Source organism: Prevotella sp. KH2C16, from assembly GCF_900113305.1.
Classification (GTDB): Bacteria; Bacteroidota; Bacteroidia; order Bacteroidales; family Bacteroidaceae; genus Prevotella.
In genome coordinates this window covers 87,650-109,267 of sequence record NZ_FOOW01000003.1, presented here as the reverse complement: position 1 = coordinate 109,267, position 21,618 = coordinate 87,650, and the positions used below count along the sequence as shown (strand labels likewise).

Below are 21,618 nucleotides of genomic sequence, written 5' to 3'. Positions count from 1 at the left end.
AATGGCCTTTTTTCTTGCCCACAGTTGCCTTGGCTTTCTCGAAGGTTGTTTTTCAAATCGTCAGGGCTTTATTTCACCTCTACACGCGACTTGAACAGGTTGTCAAGATTGATATCTTTCGTCTCTTTGCCTTTTAGGGTATCTCTTACTGCAGAAAACTTTACCACTGACTTTGTCTTGATACTATCCATCTTTATGGAGAACCTTGGGATTGCCATTGCGGGTATCGGGGCTTTCTGAACGGTAAGGATTTGGGGCGAGAGGGCCGCTCTTGTATTGTCCGCCATTGACTTTGGTTTCGGCAGGTGCTCCTTGATACCTACCATCATGTTCTCTATCTGCGCAATTCGTGGTTTCTGGTCTTCCTGCCTGTACTTGCGATAGAGAGCCAGGGCTCCGTTGAAACAATCGTATGCTGGTTGCCAAGCCTTCTGAAACATGTGGCAGAATCCCAGCCTGTATAGGGCATCGGGCTTCTCGTTCTCATGGCAAACTTTCAGCATATCGCCATATAAGGGTATTGCCGCTGCGAATTGCTTCATGTTGAAATGGCTCTCAGCACAGGCCCAGTAGTAGACGGAACGCTCATGGGGGGCGAAGTTCCTGAGCTCGGAAATCAACGCATCAAGCAGCTTGTAAGCCTTTTCGTAGTCCCATTCATAGTAGTAGCACACCCCTAAATAGGCCCTGAAGCGGGGATTCAGGCGATATTGCTTGTCGAGTTTTTCAAGGAGGAGCATACATTCGTGATACTTCCCGGTCTGGAAGTATTCAAGTGCCATTCCCAGTTTCTCGCTGTCTGATGTCTGGGCTTGCGGCTTCCCAAGTGCAGCACAAAGAATGATGACTATGAGCAGAGCCTTTTTCAACCTTATTTCGTATAAAAGTCGATGAGCCTTTGGATGGCTTGTCGGCAGGCCGGACAGAAATCCGGATGCTGATTGGTGCGCATCCTGCAGTCGGGATAGGCTCTGTAGACACCTTTCAGGGAATATCCCGCACCTTCATAAAGCCCTACTTTTTTGTCTTTCTTGCCAATCAGATTCTCCCATTTACCGATAAAGTCTACCTTTGTGGTCAGGTTCGGTTCCCACGGCTCGATATCCGTCGGATACATGGGAATCTGCTCGTTCTCATAGGCATACTCGTCGCCGAGCCCGGCGAAGCTATGCCCGAATTCATGTACTACTACCGGACGGTAGGCCGGATGGTGCGTCATGGAGAGGTTGTAGCTGTTCAGGATTCCTCCTCCGCCATAGTTTTCTGTGTTCACAAGTACGATAATGTGTTCGTATGGGGTGCCTGCAAGCCAGTCGTGCATGTCTTTCAGGTGCAGTGTCGTGAGGTATCTTTCACTATAGAATGTGTCGAAGTGGGAATGAAGGGCGGTGTTCTTCCATATTCCTTTCGACGGTTCGCTGGTTCCGCTGTCCTTTGAGGGTGCTTCAACGGCAATGATATTGAACTTTTCACGGTTGTTTTTGAAAGGCTCATGACTGAAGAGAGCCTCGACGGCGATGTTCGCGTCTTGTATGAATGTTTGCATCTCGTCCTTCCGGTAGCCCTCTGCGAGGAATGCAATGTGGATGCAGCGGGCGGTATCCCTGGCTTGCTGCAGCGTTACATAGGGCGTTACATCCTGCTCGCCGATGTGGCGGATCAGAATGTCGGTGGGCACGACCTGGTGGGTGAGCGAGGCCATGACCTCACGGCGGTTGTTCCTCAGATTGAGGGTAATGTCAACGGTGTCTTTCGGGAACGGCACGAGAAACACATTCTCAAACGACTTGCGGATGCCGGAGGCTGCTTCCGGATAGGAGAGCCATTCTTGGAAGAGGGTGGAGAAGGAGTTGCGATAAATCACCTTCTGCGTCTTATGATCGCGCACGGTTATCTGCCCGTTGCCCTCAACTGGAAGGGAGGCAAGGTTTCGGGTCTTTCCATACCATCGCGGCGACACATTCAGCTGGTCTACCGAGATAGCCTGCTCCTGCTTGTTTCCCGCGAAGTTATAGTCGATTCGCAGGGTCTTGTCCACGAAATAGTCTTCGAATTTCTGTGCATTTGCCGCTCCGCATGCCAGACAGAACAGCATCAGGATCATTTTTTTCATAGCCTTTACCTTATTATATTCCGGGGTTAGCGAACTTTAAGCTGGTCTCCCACCTTGATTTCATAGTCTTCCGGGAGCTTGTTCATCCTGTAGAGGTTGCTCAGACGGATGCCGTATTTCTGGGCGATGAGATACATGCTCTCTCCCGGTTGCACGGTGTGAGGACGGTTCTTGAATTCTTTCAGTGCCTTCTTCTGCTTCTTTTTCAGATAGATGATTTCTCCCTCGTGGAGCACATCCTTATGGTCGCGCTCATTATATTTGGCTATTGAGCGATAGCTGATTCCTATTTCTTTTCCTATGGCCTTAAAAGTGTCGCCTTCGCGGGCATAGATATAGTAGTTCTGGTTATACAGATAGATGGGGTGCAGGCCCAGGACCTTGGAGACGGGATTGTCCTCCGTGTGCTTTGCCATGAACTTATCGTAGCTCCTTGCGTAGTCATATTCATGCAGGCGATAGAGTTCAATGAGCTGGATCAGCTTGCTCGCATACTGCGGATTGGTGGCGTAGCCACACTCCTTGAGACCTCGCGCCCAGCCCTGATAGTCCGTCCTCTTCAGCGAGAAGAGGCGGCGATAGCGGATGTTGTTGGCAAGAAACCGGCTGTGATCTGTGTAGCTTTCCCGTGCGTTATTGTATACGCGGAAGCATTCGCCCCTCGCGTCGTCGTCGTGATACATCGTCGCTCCTGTCCAGTCATGGCATTTGATGCCGAAATGGTTATTGCCCCTGACGGCCAAATCACTCTTTCCGGCACCGCTTTCGAAGACTCCCTGCGCAAGGGTGATGCTTGCCGGTATGCCATACCTCAGCATTTCCTCGATGGCAAGGTCTTTATATTGGTCGATATAGGTCTGGTAAGCCTGGTTCCATTTCATCTGGGCATGCGCTTGGATGCTTATGCAGATAGCCAGGAAGGCGATAGATAGTTCTTTCTTCATGAATTAAGCTTCTTATCGCAAATTTACTTAATAATGTTGAAAAGCCATGGTTCACCTCGTTACTTTTAACTCATAATAACAATCTATATGGAATCTTCTCTGATTAGCACCATGCCCATACTCCGATAGTTTTTGCTGATAGTGACCATACAAACAGCGGTTCCCAGGATGAAATGCTATATTCTTATTATGAAAAGGTGCTATTTTAAATTTGAGACAGTAGTCATCTGGGAGACTCTCTGTCGCTGAAAAACTTTGTTTCAGTAATAGAAACACCTTGCTTCAACTATTGAAACATTCTGTTTCAGTCGTTGAAACACCTCCAAAATCTTGCCTTTACACTTAAAAAATGTGAATAAAAGTATCATAATTGGATGTTTTTGCTAAATTTGCCAAAAGCACATACTGTCATGGCTATGAAACAACATAAATTGATTATAGCTCTTGGAGCTAATACGGATGCTGGCGCGAATATCGACTTGGCTAAGATTCATTTGGTCAAATTGTTTCCCGGAATGACCTTTTCGACAGTCATCTCCACTGAGCCGATTGGCATAGAGTCGGACGACTTTCTTAATTGCATCGCGGTGGGAACCTGTGTCCATAACTATGTTCAGGTACACCGGGCGTTGCGGCACATAGAGAAAACGATGGGAAGCGGTAAGGGCGAGCGCGGCAAAGGAATAGTGCGCATAGACCTCGACATACTCTATTTCGACGACAAGAAGTATCACGAGGATGACTGGAGGCGGAGTTATGTTCGCCGGCTTCTGACCGAGATAGGTGAGGAAGCCCTCATCTGGAAGCCCTGAAGGACTCCATATTGGCATAGCGGCGCTTCATCAGGCGATTGTAGATGTTGCGCAACCATAGTCCACTGGTCGCAATGAAGATCAGGCCAATCATGAACATGATGAAATAAGACATGTTCTTGGAGAGCAGACTCTGGAGGATGCTGATCAGCATCATGGGTATGGCGAATGCGGAAATGGATGCAGCTATGGCAAAATAGTTATTGTCTACATTACCTTTGGCAATGAATTTCTCGTTCAGGGGCATCGTCTGCTTGTTGTAGACGGCCATCTGGAAGAGGATGAAGAACTGGAATCCAGCCGTGAAAGCCCCGTAGGAAAACAGCATGGCGATATCCCATTTCCCGGCAAAGACCGTCGGAAGCATCAGTAGGAACGGGAATATCAGCATGGCACTGTTGAAAATGTATTTGGCCTTCAGCAGGCTCAGGATGTTTTCTTTATGCACCATGAGGCCGTCGATGTAGTTGCCCTCGTTGCACATCACCTTGATGATGTTCGTGGTTCCTAAGATGACGAAGCAGTAAATGCACCAGACATTGGAAAAGGTGTCGCCGTCATACATATCTGTAAATGCTATCAGCAAGACGAAAAAGAGAACGACGGCTGCATTGGAGATAAAGGTTTTCCGCGGATTCTTGTTCCTGAGGATGGTCTTGATCTCAAGTTTCAGGTACTCGCCGATTTCTCCATATTTATCAAGGAACGAGAATCGGGTAACGCTGTGCAGCTTGGTGGTTTCGACCTTTGCCAGTTCTTTCCATACATGGGAATACTGAAGCTTCCTGTTGACGGCGAGAAGGGCGGCAAGCAGGGCGATGACCCCGAGGAGGGGAAGCGGGTTGCCCCGTTCCATGAGGGTGCCGATGCCGGCATAAAGTTCAAAGAAGTTTTCCCATCCTTTGTCTTTGCCAAGTTCCAGGAGAATGGGTGCAGCCATGATGGCATATACCGCGACGGGCAGCAGCCACCATAGCAGGCTGTCGGTTATCTTGGTCCGGCAGATCAGATACCATTGACTGTCGGCAACAATGAGCAGCCACCAGAAGAGCAGGAACATGAGGACTGTCCAGATAGGGTAGCTGAAAATGAGCGACATCAGTGCGTATGGAATCAGCAAGGTAAACCAGATGAGGTTGCTGGTGTTGAGCATGGATGTGCCTAAGAAGGTGTCGACACAGGCAAATTTATGGATGGGCAGCAAAATATAGGGCTTCACCAGCTGTGCCGGCGTTTGCTGTGCCATGAATCGGAAACTGAAGTCAATGAGGAGGATGAAAGGTGCCTGACCGAAGATGAACTCCAGCGGCGTAACGCTGGTGCTGTCGTTTGCAGCGAGAGAGAACATGATCGCGATGAAAATCAGATACAGGAATACGAGGGAAGAGGAAATGTAAATCATCACCTTTGCCGCCTTGTTCTGCTGATAGCTTAGCGCTCTCTTCTCCGCAAGCTTGCGGTGTCTGCGCAATTCCTTGAATAATGCCAGCCTCTTCATGGATAAGTAAGGGTTGCGTTTACCTCAAGTCGATTACTTCCGCGGTAGGAAAGTCCTTGGCATTGAATGTGAACAGGCTGTTCGACAGTTTCTTCGTCTTGAAATTAGAGATGCTTATATCCGTCCAGTCAGAACCTTGCCGCATGCGGATCTGGCTTGGCTTATAGCTTTTCTTATTGACGAGGATGTAGAGTTCTTGTACCGTTCTCGACTTGTTTTGTGCAATCAGGTGCACCCAGTAGTTGCTTCCCTTATCGGTGATACCCATGTTATAGCCTGTCTTATACATGGTAATGAACTTATAGGGGTTCATCCTCATCTGCTGAGCTTCGGTGGGATTGTTTACATTCACCTCGTTGGTTTTCTTCATATAGCTCCATTGGGTCTTGCCGTTATACCATACGATGGCTTCGGGCGTCGTCGCATGAAACATGTTGCCCTTAATGGCGATGGTACCGGTAACGCTTCCATATTTCTTGCTTGTCAGGGAGAAGTTGGCGCTTGCACCGTTCTTACTGCCGACGACAGCGGCCGTCTTGTCAAGCACCTTTCGTGCCAGGGTGGCATTTTGTGCTCCCGAGGTGAGACATGCCATCATCAGGAGCAGGCATATACTTAATTTTTTCATCATGATTTCAATTTTGCTAATATATCATTCAATGTGTTCTCATCTTGTACAAGTACATCACGCGGCTTGCTGCCCATGGCAGATCCTACGATTCCTGCGGCCTCTAATTGATCCATCAGGCGGCCGGCACGGTTGTAGCCGATTGCGAGGCGGCGCTGAATCATGCTGGTAGAGCCCTGTTGGGTAAGCACGATTGCCCGGGCGGCTTCCTCAAAATAAGGATCCACATTATTCATGTTGGCTCCACCGCCGCCATTGCCGCCAGCCCCTTCTTCCGACGGTTCCGGAAGTTCCATTGGTTCGATTGGTCCGGGCTGGTCGGCCACGAAGTTGTTAATTCTCGCTATCTCGGGAGTGTCTACGAATGCACACTGCACACGGACGGGCTCTCCGCCGTTCAGGAAGAGCATGTCGCCTCGGCCTATCAGCTGGTCGGCGCCCTTTGTGTCGAGGATAGTACGGGAGTCGATTTGTGCCATAACCCGGAAGGCCATACGGCCGGGGAAGTTGGCCTTGATATTACCCGTGATGATCGTGGTCGTCGGACGCTGAGTGGCTATTACCATGTGGATGCCCACGGCGCGTGCCAGCTGGGCAATACGGGCAATAGGAAGCTCAACCTCCTTTCCTGCAGTCATGATCAGGTCGCCGAACTCATCGATGACGACGACTATGTATGGCATGTATTCATGGCCTTTGGTGAGATCGAGCTGATGGTTCAGGAACTTTTCGTTATAGTCCTTTATCTTGTTTACCCCAGCCATCTTAAGGAGGTCGTAGCGATAGTCCATCAGCTTGCATAGTGAGTTCAGGGTGCGCACTACTTTCTGCACATCCGTAATAATGGGTTCCTCCTCGTTCTCTGGAAGTGATGCCATGAAGTGGGGAGCTATCTTGTTGTATACGGAGAACTCAACCTTCTTAGGGTCGATGAGGACGAACTTCAGCTCATTCGGATGTTTCTTGTAGAGGAGTGAGGTGATAATGGCATTCAGGCCGACAGACTTACCCTGACCCGTTGCACCCGCCACGAGTAGATGAGGAATCTTCGCAAGATCGACCATGAAAACCTCATTGGTGATAGTCTTGCCCAAGGCGAGCGGCAGATCCATTTTGGTATCCTTGAATTTCTTGGTGCCAAGAACACTCTCCATCGACACGATGTTCTTCTTCTTGTTAGGAACCTCGATACCAATAGTGCCTTTCCCCGGGATGGGAGCTATGATGCGAATGCCAAGAGCCGAGAGACTTAGGGCGATATCATCCTCCAGATTGCGGATTTTGGAGATTCTCATACCTTCTCCCGGGGTAATCTCATAGAGGGTGATGGTGGGGCCGACGGTCGCTTTTATTTCTTTGATAGTAACCCCGAAGCTGTTCAGGACTTGCACGATATGGGCATTGTTATCCTTGATTTCTTCCATATCAACCTGTGTCTTGCCGTCAGCCTCATATTTCTTGAGCAAGTCAAGAGTGGGAAATTTATATCTTAGGAAAGGCTCACGAGGGTCGATGGGGGTGCTGAGGTCTATGCCCGAGACCACTTGGTTTCCCGTTACGCCTTCTTCGTTCTTGGCAACTTCCACGGTAAGCTTATCGTCGCTTTCCGCCTGTGGCTCCTTGGGTGTTGGCACAGGGCTTGCCTTTGTGCCTGCCGCATCCTCTTTTTGTATGACAGGATTCGGTGTAAGGTCTATCACAGAAGAAGCCGGTTCTGGCTCGGCGACTTTTTCCACGGTGCTGTCTACATATTCCGGTTCGTTGTTTTGGTTGCCGTGGTTGTTGGTAACCGTAAACTTAATCTTGGAGGTAATGTATCCGATGGGATTCAAGGCCTTGCGAATGACCTCTATGGTTTCTGCACTCAGATAGGTGAGGAACGCTATGGCAACGATAAGGAGCAATGCCGTAAGTCCCGGGGGACCAATCATATCCTCAAGCCGCTGTACGCAGAATAGCCCGTGATTGCCACCAGGATTGAAGACCTGGTCGCCCATGAGCGGAGTAAGAAACTTGGCAAATGTGATAGAGCACCAAATCATTACGAGCATGGTGCCGAAGAACCACTTCCATAGGTTTATCTTCTGATAGGCCTTGATAAGCTTCAGGGATACCAGAATGGCAAATGCCGGAATCATAAATGCCGACAAGCCGAAGTTCACGGTGATAAGATAGTAGGCAATGATAGCTCCTATTGACCCGCAATAATTCGTAAAAGTCTTGTCCGTATTCATCCATTCCCCCGGGCGAAGGCTTTCCAACAGGCTTTGATCTGCTTGTCCGGTGGAGAAGTAGGAAATCATGGCAATGATGGCATAGATTGCCAATGCCATGAGCAAAAGCCCTAAAATAAAGTCAGTTTTCTCGTTGCTGAATATATTGCTAAAGCCGACCGCTTCACCTACATTTTTCGGCTTACGCTCAGTTTTCTTTCTTGCCATGTGTTTGATGTTATTCTTTTTACTTGCAAAAATAGTGGAAAAAAGTTAGAATCGTTCATAATTTCGTAACTTTTTTCTAATTTTGCACATTGTTATAGATGAGTGATGAGAAAGATAATATATAATAAGTTTGACAAGAAAGCCATTACAGAGATGCCCACGGTGGTATTTCCCGGCCGTATAATCACAATCATAAGTCCGGGCGAGACCCAGAAGGCGGTGGATTATCTCTTGTCTAAAGACATTCTGGGGGTTGATACGGAGACGCGTCCCTCCTTTAAGAAAGGAGATAATTTCAAGGTATCGCTCCTGCAGGTTTCCACAAGAGACACTTGTTTCCTTTTCCGCTTAAACCGTACGGGACTGACTCCCGCCATGATAAAGCTACTTGAGAATACCGATGTCCCTATGATAGGGCTCTCCTGGCACGATGATTTGCTGGCCTTGTATAAAAGGGCGAAGTTTACGCCTGGATACTTCATAGACCTTCAGAGCATAGTGGGCGAACTTGGAATAGAAGACTTGTCCTTACAGAAACTTTACGCTAACCTTTTCCATCAGAAGATAAACAAGCGCCAACGACTTTCTAACTGGGAGGCGGATGTGCTGAGCGACAAGCAGAAACAGTATGCCGCCACAGATGCGTGGACCTGTATCAATCTCTATGAAGAGATTCTCCGATTGAAAAGAACGGGAGACTACGAACTCGTAAAAGTCCCTGAATCAGTTGCAACACTAAAAGTATAGCGAAATGACCATATACAAGACCATTCTATTGAAGAAAGGTAAGGAAGAGAGTTTGTTGCGTTTCCATCCTTGGATCTTTTCCGGTGCAATCCAGAGAATGGATGAAGGAATAGAGGAAGGTGAACCCGTTAGAATCTTTACTCATCGTGGCGACTTTGTCGCAGTAGGGCATTACCAAGTCGGTTCTATTGCCGTACGCGTCTTATCTTTCCGTGATATTGAAATCAATCAGGACTTCTGGGAAAGCCGGCTAAAGTCTGCTCTTCGGATGAGAGTCGGCATCGGTATTGCCGATAACCCGTCGAACAATACCTATCGACTGGTTCACGGTGAAGGCGATAACCTGCCGGGACTGGTGATAGACTGCTATGGAGAGACGGCGGTAATGCAGGCTCATAGTGTGGGAATGCATGTCTGTCGTCAGCAAATATGCAATGCCTTGACGCAAGTGATGGGCGAAAGAATTCAGAATGTTTATTATAAGAGTGAGACAACGCTGCCATATAAGGCCGAGTTAGGACAGGAGAACGGCTTTATTTACGGCGGTAGCAATAATGATGTGGCCGTGGAAAACGGACTTAAGTTCCATGTGGATTGGCTGAAAGGACAGAAGACGGGATTCTTTGTAGACCAAAGGGAAAACCGGGCATTGCTCGAAAGATATGCCAAAAACCGCTCTGTTCTTAACATGTTCTGCTATACCGGCGGGTTCTCGGTCTATGCGATGCGTGGAGGTGCTACTCTCGTGCACTCCGTAGACAGTAGTGCAAAGGCAATAGAACTCACCAAACAAAATATAGCCTTGAACTTTCCGGACGACAAGCGACATCAGGCCTTCTGTGAGGATGCCTTCAAGTATCTCGATGCCAATGACGGCAAGTATGACTTGATGGTCTTGGATCCCCCGGCATTTGCCAAGCACCGAGGTGCATTACACAATGCCTTGAAGGGATACACGCGGCTCAATGTCAAAGGATTAGAACGCATCAAGCCGGGTGGAATCCTCTTCACCTTTAGCTGTTCGCAAGTGGTAACAAAGGATAATTTCCGTAATGCAGTCTTTACGGCTGCCGCTCAGGCAGGCAGGAAAGTGCGTATCTTGCACCAGTTGCATCAGCCTGCCGACCATCCTATTAATATTTATCATCCGGAGGGAGAGTATTTGAAAGGCTTAGTTCTTTATGTTGAATAGAATCATAGATAAATACATTCGTCAGAACGACCTTCTTCGGAAGGACGGGAGGTATCTCGTGGCTCTTTCGGGCGGTGCTGACAGCGTATCACTTCTGTTGATTTTAAAATCCTTAGGCTATCAGATTGAGGCCGTTCACTGTAACTTTCATCTCCGTGGAGAGGAGTCGGATAGGGACGAACGGTTCTGCATAGACCTCTGCGCAAAGGAGAGCATCCCGCTCCATCTTGTCCATTTTGATACCAAGACCTATGCAGAGGTACATAAAGTGAGTATTGAAATGGCCGCCCGGGAACTGCGATATAAGTATTTTGAGCAACTTCGTGCGGATATAAAGGCCGATGATATCTGTGTAGCCCATCATCGCGAAGATAGCGTGGAGACGATTCTACTGAATCTTGTGAGGGGCACGGGCATTCAAGGTCTTACCGGTATTGATCCCAGAAACGGGCATATTGTTCGTCCGTTACTTTGTGTCAGCCGTCTGGATCTGGAAGATTATCTTAACCAGAGAGGACAGAAATTCGTAACGGACAGTAGCAATCTTATAGATGATGTCCAGCGGAACAAGATTCGTTTAAAGGTGATTCCCCTCTTGAAAGAAATCAACCCAAAGGCTGTGGAGAATATCCATAAAAGTAGCTTATATTTAAGGGAGGTGGAGAAAGTGGCTCTCAGTACCGTGAGAAATGACCTTTTGGAAGGCAAGAAGTTGTCTTTTGACCGGCTTAAGACTATGCCTTCTCCCGAGTTTAGCCTTTGGTATATATTAAAGGACTATCGTTTCTCCGCATCTCAGATAAAAGAAATGCTTGAAGCCGTTGATTCCCAGAGTGGCAAGGAATGGCATTCCGACTCGCATATCGTGGTTACCGATAGAGACGGCTTTATCATCGATGAACTGAAAAAGCAAGATTCTTTGTCTATGAAGATAATCGAAGAGGGTTGTTATATCCTCCCAAACAGGGGTTTGAAACTGGAAATTCATTCCGTAGAGAAGGCCGCAGGCTTTGAAGTAGACAAACGGAAGAATGTAGCCATGCTGGATGCAGGACTCGTGAAGTTTCCTCTTATCGTGAGGGATACCATCGCCGGAGACCGTTTTATGCCCTTCGGGATGCAAGGAACGAAACTTGTGAGTGATTTCCTCACGGATCTAAAGAAAGATATTTTGTCGAAGCGGGAACAGCTGGTGGTAACAGATGTAAGTGGTAACATTCTCTGGGTGGTGAATGAAAGGCCGGACAACCGTTTCCGAATCACGGCAAAAACCCGGACGATACTTGTTCTTGAGTTGGCTTAGGTCCAGAATTCTTTCTCATTGGTAACCTTCATCTCGCCTCCACATTTCGGACATGTGTGCAGATTCCAGACCTTGATCTTGTCGCTTCCGCATCTCAGGCAGAGCCGGCCCGCCTCCGTTCTATACGACGGGGCGACATCTCCGATGACCCCGCCTACTACGATATTCTGGACAGTATGGCATTCCGGACAGGTCATGGGAGTGATATGCTGGCCGAAAAGGCCTTTCCCTTCATAGACTTCCGTTTCGTATCCGCATTGCTTACAGATATAAATCCTTTTCCAAGCCATAGGCCTTAATGTATTGTCTGGCCACCTTGATGTAGTCATGGTGTCGCCGGATGTACTCAACAGACTGCTTTTTCAGGGGAACGATGGATTCCGGGTGCAATACCAGTTGCTCCAGCTCATGGAAAACACTCTCGTAAGTAGGCTGTACATTAACAATCGGGCGGAGTTCTTTTTCATGTAGGATTTCATAGTTCTCCAGCTCTCCGCCACCCACCACGATGATACCTTTGCCCATCGCAGCCAAAGCATTCATGGCCGGAGTGTAGCTGTAGAGTTGGTCGAGAATGACATCCGACTCGTCCATCATGGCCTGATATTCGCTGAAAGGTATGCTTTCCGCTATCCTGAGGGTTGCTTTGTCGGGATATTTGGCAACAATATCTTTTGCGGCCTTCAGCATGATGTCCGTTCCCTTGTACTCCGAGCGCCCCTTGTTGATGCCGATGAATAGGTTCAGCTTGTCATGTTGGGTGAAGGACGGCATTTTCTCTAATCGTATCGGGTAGGGAATGAAGGTGGTCTTTGCCGGGAAATTGGGCTTATAACACACATAGTATTCGTATAGACCGGCGATGATGCCGTCGCAGTCGCTGGCTATATTCCGGTTCAGGGATTCCTTCGGAGTCCCGATCCAGTCTTCCTTCTCTTGCACGGCATCCGTATTCATGCGCAGTTCTTCTCCTATGTTGAAGTCGCTGTAGCGGAGAGGTTTCCGGGTGCAGCATTCGTTTACCCAGTAATAATCCATGCCGAATGCCCCCAGGAAGATTCTCTTGTTATGTCTGCGAAGATATTTGTAGACGGGGACTATTCGTTCTGCTTTCAACTCGAGAAACAAGGGATTGATAAGTTGGACCACATCAAATCCCCGCATCCGCGGCAGATACCGGAGTAGATGGTACAGATATTCTAATCCGCCTAACGGTGTGTGCCTCCGCTCAAGGTTCCAGTCGCGCGGATAGTTTTTCCAGAAATCGCCGTTTGAGAGAACGACGACTTCGTGCCCTAATGCTCGGAGTCCCTCGGCAAGGGTCCAGTGCACATTGCTGTATTCGCCTATGAGCAAGATTTTCATTTATCGGATGCCTATTAAAAGGAGTCGTCTCCCGACTCTGGAGTTTACCATTTTCCTGAAGGTATTATACTTCTTGGAGTATTTCTTGTCGGGCAGAGGGAAGAGATCCCTTTCCTGCAGTTTGGCGATAGCGTGCTCCAGCTGACTTGCGGAGTGGGTATTCCTTATCGTATTATACAGCAAATCCATTGACAACTGGTGAACTCTTCGTTCCAGGGCAATCCTTTCGCTCGAGGGCAGTCGTTCTGCCAACTCTTGAAGGCGGGCTATAATCAACATCGTGTCGTCAAGCCGTTTTTTCTTCACGGTAGGGTTTTGAGTGTTGGTCAGCGAGTCTTTTCGTATACGATAGAAGTATGCTTTCGCGTCCGCCTTGTAGAGTTTGTCAGCACGGAGGATGAGCTGAGGGGTGAATTCCTCATCCTCATGCAAGAGGTTCGGGGTAAAGCGAAGCCCGCCGAGAATGTCCTTTTTGAAGATATACCCCCATGTTGCCGCTTTCATGTTGTGGTTGTGGAGATAGGAGGTGCCCGTTACTGGTCCCTCGAAGGCAAACGGAAGTTCGGACAGCTCTTTGCTCGTCTCGTCGAAAAGAACGATGTCAGGATTGTGATATCTCACTATGTCCAGGCAATGTTCATAGGGGGTGCGGAGCAGATAGTCGTCTCCGTCAATGAATTGGATATACTTTCCGCAGGCTATCTTGAGTCCGACATTACGCGCGACAGAAAGCCCTTGGTTCTTCTGGCGTATATAGATTACCTCGTTTTTGTGGGCAGTCAGGTCCTCCAAGGTGGTCAGCGGCGAGATGTCCGACCCGTCGTCGACGAGGACCACCTCAATTTCAGAAGGACTTAAAGAGAGTCTGAAGATGCTTTGCAGGCATTCCTCGAGCATCTTGTCGGGTATGTTGTAATCGGTTATAATAAAGCTGATTAGCGGATTTTTTGAAATATTCTGTGGAGTCTGCATAGATTTTTTAATCCTATTAATTGTTTCAGTTTCAGTTTCAAGTTGCCGTGATACGGAAGAGAGACCATGTCGGGCACTTTTCCCGACAGCGCATAGACATCCAAGGCGATGTTGAGGACATGCGCATAATAGTCCTCGTCGTGCCATTGGGACAGTATCCGGTTGTGCGAAGCCAGGAGGGCTTCAAGGTCTTGGGGCGCAGCTTGTGCGGTGATGCCGTTTTCGTTATAGTAATAGTTGTAAAGCCCCACAGGGGTAGTCGCAACCAGTTTGCATTTCTTCAGCAGCAGGGGCAGGGTGGCCATATCCTCAAAGTTCCTGCCCTCGGGGAATCTCACCTCGTCAAACAGCGTCCTCCTGTATATTTTGTTGCAGGCGTAGGCATGGAGATAGGCTCTTCCCTTGAGCCAATAGGCTCCCATGTCGTTGTATTCCCGTTGGAGAAATCGGAGCAGGCGCTGTTTTTTCGGATGCCCAATGCGTTCTGCTATGGGAAACTCGAGCAGATCGTATTCCGGATGGGTGTCGATGATTTTCATTAATCCGGCAAGGGTTCCGGGGGCAAGGGCATCGTCGCTGTCGACAAAGGTGATATATTCCCCCCTAGCTAAGACAATCCCGGTATTTCTGGCGCATCCCAGTCCACCGTGGCGCTGGTGGACTACCCGAATCCCGGCGTTGGCTTCCGCGAGGTCATTACAAATCTGTGGGCAGGCGTCAGGAGACTCGTCGTCTACCAGAATCACCTCCATGCCGGGATAATTCTGCCCCAGAACACTCTCCACACAGCGGCGAAGAGTTTTCTCAGTATTGAAAACAGGTATGACGACAGTCAGCTTCATATATGCAAAGATAGTGAAAATCTTGGGAATATGGTGTGCACTTCGCGGTTTTTATAATAAAACATGCAATTCCTCGTTGATGTCTCAGATGGAGAATAAGGATACCAGCTATCACCATATACTCAAGTATACCGGCATCTTTGGCGGTGTAGAAGGAGTCAATATAATGGTCGGAATCATTCGTAACAAGCTTGTTGCAATGATTCTAGGACCAAACGGAATGGGGCTGGTCTCCCTTTTCAATTCCACGATTAAGCTCCTTTCCGATTCCACGAACTTTGGTATTGCCATGAGCGGAGTGAAGCAAATCTCGGAGAACTACGACCAGCAGGAGGAAAAGGCGCGGCTGGAGACCTCCGTGTCCCTGATTCGCTCGTGGGCTTTTCTCACCGCATTGCTTGGCATGGTGCTGTGTGTCGTGTTGAGTCCGCTGCTCAACGGATGGACTTTCAATTGGGGTGATCACACCTTGCACTTCGTGTTTCTCTCTCCGGTCGTGGCGCTGATGGCCGTAACGGGAGGCGAAGCCGCCATATTGAAAGGGCTTCGACAATTGAGAAGCCTTGCCAAGATTTCCGTGTATAATGTCATCGGGGCTTTGTTTACGAGCGTTCCCATCTATTATTTCTATGGAGAATCAGGAATAGTGCCTTCTCTTTTTATAATGGCATTGGTGCAGATGCTCCTTACCATAGGGGCCTCCTACAGGCTTTATCCGCCCCGTTTGTCGTTCAGCAGACAGTTTCTGCAGAAAGGCATGAATATGATTCGGTTGGGAGGAGCCTTTGTCCTGGCAGGGATTATGGGCAGCGGTGCGGAGTTCATTATCCGTTCGTTCCTCAATAATGCCGGTTCTCTTGAGACCGTGGGTCTTTATAATGCGGGGTATATGATTATCATGACCTATGCGGGAATGGTTTTCTCGGCGATGGAGACCGACTATTTTCCTCGTCTTTCCTCTATCCAGAGTGTGGGGGATTCGTTGAATGCCTGCGTAAACAGGCAGATAGAGGTGAGCGTCCTGCTGGTTTCTCCGCTGCTCGTGGCATTGATGATAGCCGTCCCCATACTCTTGCCGCTGCTTTACAGCGGAGAGTTTCTCTTCGCAAGGAATATGATACAGGTGGCAATCTTTGCCATGTATTTGCGGGCCATCACTCTCCCGATGGCCTATCTGCCATTGGCAAAAGGTGATTCGGTCTCTTATCTGCTGATGGAGGCGGTCTACGACATTTCCGTGGTCTTGCTTGTCATTTGTGGATTTAAGGCCTGGGGGCTCTGGGGAGCCGGCCTTGCACTCACCTTAGCGTCGGTTCTCGAGCTTATGGTGCTGTGTGCCTATATGCATTGGAAGTATGGTTATCGGTTGGGGAGTCTGGCGTTGAAGTATGCCTCCATACAGTTCTTGTTGGGGCTGATGTCGTATGTCGTCGTGTGTCAGGACAATCCGGTCGTATACTGGCTGTTCGGAGGGGCTTTGTTCGGCGCGAGCCTGTGCTATTCCGTCATAGTATTGAAAAGCAAGACACACTTGTGGGAATCGTTGAAGAGGAGGATAAAGCGATGAGCCGCCCCGTTTGCACCATACTCGTAGCGGCCTATAACGCAGAGAAATATATAGCGAAATGTCTTGACTCTTTGCTGAATCAGACATTGAAGGATATAGAGGTGATAGTCATTGATGACAAGTCTACCGACGGGACACGGGAAATCATCGCCCGATATGCTGCCGGAAACCGTTGCGTCCGCCCCTTGTTCCTGAGCGAAAACCGGGGGCAGGCGCATGCCCGGAATGCCGGGCTGCAAGTGGCGAAGGGCGAGTATATATGCTTCTTGGATTCTGATGACTGGCTGGCTGTGGACGCGCTTCAACAGGCTATTTATGTTCTCAAGTCTAACTTGCTGACAGACTGTGTGTTATTTAATGTAATTAATTATTATTCAGAGACCTGTCAGGAGGCTTATCCGATGCCTCCCTTCGAGATGATGACCGGACAGGAGGCCTTCGAGAAAAGCCTTTCGTGGAGCATCCACGGAGTCTATATGGTCCGGACGGATATCCACAGGCGGTATCCTTATGACGAAACATGCCGCAACTATAGTGATGACAACACGACGCGGCTGCACTATCTGGCCTCGAGAGAGGTGCGCCTGTGCGGAGGTAAATATTTTTACAGACAGCACTCGGATTCCTCCACTCATAAGATTGACATCAGCCGATATGACTATCTGAAAGCGAACGCCCACATGAAGACGATGCTGGAGGAGATGAACTGTGAGGAGCGCATCCTGAATCTTTATGAGAATGAGCGGTGGCTGAATGTAGTAGGAGTCTACATGTTTTATTTTAAGTATCGGAGCCAGTTGTCGCAGGCGGACAACGAGTATGGCCTTCAAGAAATAAAGCACGCGTGGAAGTCGATAGAGACACGGCGTCTCACTTGCAGAAACAGGGTTAAGTTTGGTTATATTCCCCTGCGCCATCCCGCTTGCTGGCCATTGTTCCGCCTGCAGGAGGAAGTCTATTTCACTCTTCGGAAACTCATCGGACATCTCTAAAAACCGCCGGCAGGATTGTTACAAGCCGTGTGTAATCCGATTACAAGCAGCGTGTAACAGGATTACACACGGCTTGTAACAGTCCGGTTTGGGGCGGTCGGAATCAGCAAAGCCCCGTTCGGTCAAACTTCTCTGCGTTAATCGTGTTTAAAAAAAGCGGCTTGCTCTTGCATATTAGAAGATAATTCAATATCTTTGTGAGCAAATTATAGAAAATGATAACACTCGTAATTACTGCAATCCTGATATTTGCGTTCGTGTTGATAGCCACGGAGAGGCTTACCAATATCAACAAGTCCGCCGTTGCCATCTTTGCGGGAACCGTGTGTTGGATGATATATATTGCCTACGGGACAGACTTCGTGATGGCCCGGCATGCTTCTGAATACTCAAGTTTCTTGGATGGTGCCGTTACCAGTAGCAGTGCTGTCAAAGAATATATAGCGCGGAATGTTTTCCTGAAGTATGTCGGAAAGGCTTCTGAAATCGTCCTCTTCCTGTTGGCGACGATGTCTATCGTCGAGATTCTGGACAACAACGGCTGTTTTGATTTTATCCGTCAGCTGTTGCGGACGCGAAAGAGCCGGAAGATGTTGTGGACGATCGCCATCGTTACCTTTGTCATTTCCGCGAACCTCGACAACCTTACCACAACCGTGATGATGCTCACCATCATGCATGGGATCATCCCGAATCGCAGGCAGAGGATGATCTACGGCTCGGCCATCGTGATTGCCGCCAACTATGGAGGAGCCCTGACGGTTATCGGCGATTCGACGGGATTGCTGCTGTGGAACTCCGGACTGGTCTCGGCGACCAACTTCTCGATGTCGCTCTTGCTGCCCTGCCTGATAGCATGGGCGTTGCCTACATGGTGGCTCGAGCGCAGTCTGCCGGAACGGGTGGAAACCGATTTTGCCACGATGCCTTATCGTGGGGACGACACAAGGCTGAATATCTGGCAGCGTCTGCTGATGCTCTTCGTGGGCATTGGCGGCCTGTGGTTCATTCCGTCGTTTCACAGCATCACCAAACTGAGTCCGTTTATCGGCGCCTTATGCGTGCTTTCGGTACTCTGGATAGTGAATGAAGTCGTCAACAGGAAGCTCCTCGCGGTTGATGCCAATATACAACGCAGGGTGCCGAGGGTCTTTCAGTATGGAATCATCCAGATGATGCTCTTCGTGATGGGCATCATGCTGGCCGTGGGGGCGGTGAATGAAACCGGTGCGGTTGACTGGCTTTGGGCGCAGCTTGAGACACAGATACATAACTCCTGGATATACGGCATCGCCGCAGGATGCATCTCGTCGGTCCTCGATAGTTTTGCGGCATCATTGAGCTTTATTACCCTGAATCCGTCTACGGAGATGAATGCGGACTACTGGAAAATCATAGCATATTGTTCGGCGATGGGTGGAAATGTGCTTTGCATCGGTTCGATAAGCGGCCTGGCATTATTGAAGGTAGAGCGTCTGCATGTGGGATGGTATTTCATGCATGTGGGGCAGAAGTGCCTCGTGGGAGGCCTGCTGGGGCTATTGGCAATGTACTTTATTTTATAAAACATAGATTAAGACATGGGAAAGATTAAAACGATAGGAGTTCTTACCTCTGGAGGCGATGCTCCCGGAATGAATGCTGCCATCAGGGCGGTAACAAGAGCCGGTATATGCAATGGCTTCAAGATCAAGGGAATCTATCGTGGCTATGATGGATTGATAAATGGCGAAGTGAAGGATTTTACCACGGAGAATGTAAGCGGCATTATCTTGTCGGGTGGTACGATTCTGAAAACAGCCCGGTCGAAGGAATTCATGACCGACGAGGGAAAGCAAAAGGCGTATGACACCATGCAGCGAGAGGGCATAGACGCTTTGATAGTTATCGGAGGAAACGGCTCGCTGACCGGTGCGATGGAATTCGCGGCAATGTTCGATGCCTGTTGCATCGGACTGCCGGGTACGATAGACAACGATCTCTATGGCACCGATTCGACCATAGGGTACGATACCACCTTGAATACAATCGTGGAATGCGTCGACCGCATTCGCGATACAGCCCAGAGCCATGAGCGTATTTTCTTCGTGGAAGTCATGGGGCGTGATGCCGGCTATCTGGCACAAAACAGTGCCATCGCGTCGGGAGCGGAGGCTGCGATTATCCCGGAGGATTCCACCGATGTCGACCAATTGGCACAATTCATGGAGCGCGGTATTCGTAAGAGTAAGCGTTCCTGTATCGTAATCGTGTCGGAAAGTCCCAAATGCGGGGCTCTTTATTATGCCGACCGCGTGAGAAAGGAATTCCCGGAATATGATGTTCGAGTTTCCATTCTCGGCCACTTGCAACGAGGCGGCCGTCCGTCTGCCCACGACCGCATACTCGCGTCCCGCACAGGAGTCGGCGCCATAGAGGCTATTCTCCAGGGACAGCGCAATATCATGGTAGGAGTGAGAAACAATGAGGTAGTATACATTCCTCTTTCAGAGGCCATCCGCTCCGACAAGCCGTTTGACAGAAAACTGATTAAGGTGCTTGATGAATTGAGTATTTAGAAAAAGTGGAGAAAGGTTTTGCTCACTTGGATTAATTTTTTTATCTTTGCAGGCAAGCCCACGAACGAATTATAGAAAAGACAAACATATTAACAATAAAGCTTATGGCACAAATTAACGGACGCATCTCTCAGATTATCGGTCCTGTCATCGATGTTTACTTCGATACGAAAGGGGAAGATCCAGAGAAGGTGCTCCCAAAGATTTATGAGGCCCTGAAGGTGAAACGCTCTGACGGCCGCGACTTGATTATTGAAGTGCAGCAGCACATAGGTGAAGACACGGTGCGTTGTGTGGCAATGGACAACACCGACGGTTTGCAGCGCGACCTGGAAGTCGTTCCGATGGGAAGTCCGATCACTATGCCGGCTGGAGAGCAAATCAAGGGGCGCATGATGAATGTCATCGGGGCACCGATAGATGGTATGTCGCCTTTAAATATGGAGGGGGCTTATCCCATCCACCGTGAAGCACCGAAGTTTGACGAGCTTTCCACGCATAAGGAGATGCTGGCCACGGGTATTAAAGTCATCGACCTGCTTGAGCCTTACATGAAAGGTGGCAAGATCGGGCTGTTTGGCGGAGCCGGAGTGGGGAAGACCGTGCTGATCATGGAGCTTATCAACAATATCGCCAAAGGCCACGAAGGATACTCGGTATTTGCCGGCGTGGGCGAACGCACCCGTGAAGGAAACGACTTGATTCGGGATATGCTTGAGTCAGGCGTCATTCGTTATGGTGAGAAATTCAGAAAAGCCATGGACGAGGGCAAGTGGGACCTTTCGCTGGTCGACCCGGAGGAATTGTCAAAGAGTCAGGCTACACTGGTCTATGGACAAATGAACGAACCTCCCGGGGCTCGTGCCTCAGTAGCCCTTTCCGGGCTTACCGTCGCAGAAGAGTTCCGCGATCATGGAGGCAAAAACGGCGAACCGGCCGATATCATGTTCTTTATCGATAATATCTTCCGCTTTACCCAGGCGGGTTCCGAGGTTTCTGCGCTGCTCGGCCGTATGCCTTCAGCCGTAGGTTATCAGCCTACCCTGGCATCAGAAATGGGTGCCATGCAGGAGCGAATCACATCGACAAAGCGAGGCTCCATTACCTCCGTGCAAGCAGTCTATGTGCCGGCAGATGACCTGACAGACCCAGCTCCTGCGACCACTTTCACTCATTTGGATGCGACCACAGAGCTTTCGCGTAAGATAACGGAACTTGGCATTTATCCAGCGGTAGACCCTCTGGGAAGCACTTCTCGTATTCTCGACCCGTTAATCGTAGGCAAAGAACATTATGATTGCGCCCAGCGTGTAAAGCAGTTGCTGCAGCGTTATGCGGAATTACAGGATATTATTGCCATTCTCGGTATGGACGAGCTTTCCGATGAGGACAAACTGACGGTGGCAAGAGCCCGCAGGGTGCAGCGTTTCCTCTCCCAACCGTTTGCCGTTGCGGAGCAATTTACAGGTGTTCCGGGTGTGATGGTAAGTATAGAAGACACCATCAAGGGCTTTAACATGATTATGGACGGAGAGGTCGACGACCTTCCTGAACAGGCGTTCTTGAATGTCGGGACGATTGATGACGCTATTGCCAAGGGCAAGAAGTTGTTAGAGGCCGCAAAGGGATAATCTCAAAGATTCC

The 21,618-nt window shown here is 49.2% G+C and carries 19 protein-coding genes; 9 read left to right on the top strand and 10 right to left on the bottom strand.

What is annotated here, in order from left to right; all coding sequences use genetic code 11:
* Positions 1-68: 68 nt before the first annotated feature.
* Genes BM114_RS03300 through BM114_RS03290 form a run of 3 tightly spaced genes read right to left on the bottom strand, consistent with a single transcriptional unit; the run spans position 69 to position 3,057 of the window.
* Positions 69-869, bottom strand: a complete 801-nt coding sequence (locus BM114_RS03300) for a tetratricopeptide repeat protein (protein ID WP_177207033.1) — start codon at positions 867-869, stop codon at positions 69-71.
* A 2-nt stretch (positions 870-871) separates the two neighbouring features.
* A complete protein-coding gene (locus tag BM114_RS03295; RefSeq protein ID WP_092110384.1) occupies positions 872-2,113 on the bottom strand; it encodes a M64 family metallopeptidase in 1,242 nt (413 codons plus the stop codon).
* Between the two features lie 26 nt (positions 2,114-2,139).
* Positions 2,140-3,057, bottom strand: a complete 918-nt coding sequence (locus BM114_RS03290; protein WP_092110381.1) for a glucosaminidase domain-containing protein — start codon at positions 3,055-3,057, stop codon at positions 2,140-2,142.
* A 416-nt stretch (positions 3,058-3,473) separates the two neighbouring features.
* Here BM114_RS03290 and BM114_RS03285 point away from each other — a divergent pair, with 416 nt between their 5' ends.
* Positions 3,474-3,869, top strand: a complete 396-nt coding sequence (locus BM114_RS03285; protein WP_177207032.1) for a 2-amino-4-hydroxy-6-hydroxymethyldihydropteridine diphosphokinase — start codon at positions 3,474-3,476, stop codon at positions 3,867-3,869.
* On the opposite strand, the gene BM114_RS03280 is transcribed toward BM114_RS03285, so the two are convergent.
* Genes BM114_RS03280 through BM114_RS03270 form a run of 3 tightly spaced genes read right to left on the bottom strand, consistent with a single transcriptional unit; the run spans position 3,853 to position 8,436 of the window.
* Complete coding sequence (locus tag BM114_RS03280) at positions 3,853-5,367, bottom strand: DUF5687 family protein (RefSeq protein WP_092110377.1); 1,515 nt, start codon at positions 5,365-5,367, stop codon at positions 3,853-3,855. The two genes, BM114_RS03285 and BM114_RS03280, sit on opposite strands and share 17 nt — an antisense overlap.
* A 19-nt stretch (positions 5,368-5,386) precedes the next feature.
* Complete coding sequence (locus BM114_RS03275) at positions 5,387-5,998, bottom strand: outer membrane lipoprotein periplasmic chaperone LolA1 (RefSeq protein WP_092110375.1); 612 nt, start codon at positions 5,996-5,998, stop codon at positions 5,387-5,389.
* Positions 5,995-8,436, bottom strand: coding sequence for an FtsK/SpoIIIE family DNA translocase (locus BM114_RS03270; RefSeq protein WP_092110373.1), 2,442 nt, complete (start codon positions 8,434-8,436; stop codon positions 5,995-5,997). Before BM114_RS03270 ends, BM114_RS03275 begins: the two co-directional genes overlap by 4 nt.
* Positions 8,437-8,541: 105 nt before the next feature.
* Between BM114_RS03270 and BM114_RS03265 the strand changes: the two genes are divergently transcribed.
* From BM114_RS03265 to tilS, 3 genes are read left to right on the top strand one after another with little or no spacing between them, the layout of a single operon-like run.
* Positions 8,542-9,183, top strand: coding sequence for a 3'-5' exonuclease (locus BM114_RS03265; protein WP_092110371.1), 642 nt, complete (start codon positions 8,542-8,544; stop codon positions 9,181-9,183).
* Positions 9,184-9,193: 10 nt separating this feature from the next.
* Positions 9,194-10,375, top strand: a complete 1,182-nt coding sequence (locus tag BM114_RS03260; protein ID WP_092110620.1) for a class I SAM-dependent rRNA methyltransferase — start codon at positions 9,194-9,196, stop codon at positions 10,373-10,375.
* Positions 10,365-11,678 (top strand): tRNA lysidine(34) synthetase TilS, encoded by a 1,314-nt coding sequence (gene tilS / locus BM114_RS03255; RefSeq protein WP_092110369.1) that lies wholly within the window; start codon positions 10,365-10,367, stop codon positions 11,676-11,678. Before BM114_RS03260 ends, tilS begins: the two co-directional genes overlap by 11 nt.
* Here the strand turns inward: tilS and BM114_RS03250 are convergent.
* From BM114_RS03250 to BM114_RS03235, 4 genes are read right to left on the bottom strand one after another with little or no spacing between them, the layout of a single operon-like run.
* The gene (locus BM114_RS03250) at positions 11,675-11,968 is read right to left on the bottom strand and encodes a hypothetical protein (protein WP_092110367.1); all 294 of its coding nucleotides are present in this window, start codon (positions 11,966-11,968) and stop codon (positions 11,675-11,677) included. The two genes, tilS and BM114_RS03250, sit on opposite strands and share 4 nt — an antisense overlap.
* Positions 11,940-13,043: a glycosyltransferase family protein gene (locus tag BM114_RS03245; protein WP_092110365.1), complete on the bottom strand. Its 1,104-nt coding sequence runs from the start codon at positions 13,041-13,043 to the stop codon at positions 11,940-11,942. The genes BM114_RS03250 and BM114_RS03245 overlap by 29 nt, the downstream gene beginning before the upstream one ends.
* Entirely contained in the window at positions 13,044-14,015 is a 972-nt protein-coding gene (locus tag BM114_RS03240) for a glycosyltransferase (protein ID WP_092110362.1), read from the bottom strand. It abuts the gene before it with no gap.
* Positions 13,979-14,857, bottom strand: a complete 879-nt coding sequence (locus BM114_RS03235) for a glycosyltransferase family 2 protein (protein ID WP_092110360.1) — start codon at positions 14,855-14,857, stop codon at positions 13,979-13,981. Before BM114_RS03235 ends, BM114_RS03240 begins: the two co-directional genes overlap by 37 nt.
* A gap of 79 nt (positions 14,858-14,936) precedes the next feature.
* On the opposite strand from BM114_RS03235, the gene BM114_RS03230 reads away from it, so the two are divergent.
* The 5 genes from BM114_RS03230 (at position 14,937) to atpD (ending at position 21,605) form a co-directional block, all read left to right on the top strand.
* Positions 14,937-16,424: an oligosaccharide flippase family protein gene (locus BM114_RS03230; RefSeq protein WP_092110358.1), complete on the top strand. Its 1,488-nt coding sequence runs from the start codon at positions 14,937-14,939 to the stop codon at positions 16,422-16,424.
* Positions 16,391-17,416 (top strand): glycosyltransferase family 2 protein, encoded by a 1,026-nt coding sequence (locus tag BM114_RS03225; RefSeq protein WP_369808392.1) that lies wholly within the window; start codon positions 16,391-16,393, stop codon positions 17,414-17,416. Before BM114_RS03230 ends, BM114_RS03225 begins: the two co-directional genes overlap by 34 nt.
* Before the next feature lie 218 nt (positions 17,417-17,634).
* Positions 17,635-18,981, top strand: coding sequence for a sodium:proton antiporter NhaD (nhaD, locus tag BM114_RS03220; protein ID WP_092110618.1), 1,347 nt, complete (start codon positions 17,635-17,637; stop codon positions 18,979-18,981).
* Positions 18,982-18,996: 15 nt separating this feature from the next.
* On the top strand, positions 18,997-19,974 hold the full coding sequence (gene pfkA, locus BM114_RS03215; RefSeq protein ID WP_092110354.1) for a 6-phosphofructokinase: 978 nt from the start codon (positions 18,997-18,999) through the stop codon (positions 19,972-19,974).
* A gap of 104 nt (positions 19,975-20,078) precedes the next feature.
* A complete protein-coding gene (atpD, locus tag BM114_RS03210) occupies positions 20,079-21,605 on the top strand; it encodes a F0F1 ATP synthase subunit beta (RefSeq protein WP_092110352.1) in 1,527 nt (508 codons plus the stop codon).
* Positions 21,606-21,618 lie beyond the last annotated feature (13 nt).

Coding starts and splice junctions, on each gene's coding strand:
- tilS (WP_092110369.1), top strand. CDS start 10,365: ATGTTGAATAGAATCATAGATAAATACATTCGTCAGAACGACCTTCTT.
- BM114_RS03240 (WP_092110362.1), bottom strand. CDS start 14,015: ATGCAGACTCCACAGAATATTTCAAAAAATCCGCTAATCAGCTTTATT.
- BM114_RS03270 (WP_092110373.1), bottom strand. CDS start 8,436: ATGGCAAGAAAGAAAACTGAGCGTAAGCCGAAAAATGTAGGTGAAGCG.
- BM114_RS03245 (WP_092110365.1), bottom strand. CDS start 13,043: ATGAAAATCTTGCTCATAGGCGAATACAGCAATGTGCACTGGACCCTT.
- BM114_RS03265 (WP_092110371.1), top strand. CDS start 8,542: ATGAGAAAGATAATATATAATAAGTTTGACAAGAAAGCCATTACAGAG.
- BM114_RS03295 (WP_092110384.1), bottom strand. CDS start 2,113: ATGAAAAAAATGATCCTGATGCTGTTCTGTCTGGCATGCGGAGCGGCA.
- atpD (WP_092110352.1), top strand. CDS start 20,079: ATGGCACAAATTAACGGACGCATCTCTCAGATTATCGGTCCTGTCATC.
- BM114_RS03290 (WP_092110381.1), bottom strand. CDS start 3,057: ATGAAGAAAGAACTATCTATCGCCTTCCTGGCTATCTGCATAAGCATC.
- BM114_RS03230 (WP_092110358.1), top strand. CDS start 14,937: ATGTCTCAGATGGAGAATAAGGATACCAGCTATCACCATATACTCAAG.
- BM114_RS03235 (WP_092110360.1), bottom strand. CDS start 14,857: ATGAAGCTGACTGTCGTCATACCTGTTTTCAATACTGAGAAAACTCTT.
- BM114_RS03280 (WP_092110377.1), bottom strand. CDS start 5,367: ATGAAGAGGCTGGCATTATTCAAGGAATTGCGCAGACACCGCAAGCTT.
- pfkA (WP_092110354.1), top strand. CDS start 18,997: ATGGGAAAGATTAAAACGATAGGAGTTCTTACCTCTGGAGGCGATGCT.
- BM114_RS03285 (WP_177207032.1), top strand. CDS start 3,474: ATGAAACAACATAAATTGATTATAGCTCTTGGAGCTAATACGGATGCT.
- BM114_RS03250 (WP_092110367.1), bottom strand. CDS start 11,968: ATGGCTTGGAAAAGGATTTATATCTGTAAGCAATGCGGATACGAAACG.
- BM114_RS03275 (WP_092110375.1), bottom strand. CDS start 5,998: ATGATGAAAAAATTAAGTATATGCCTGCTCCTGATGATGGCATGTCTC.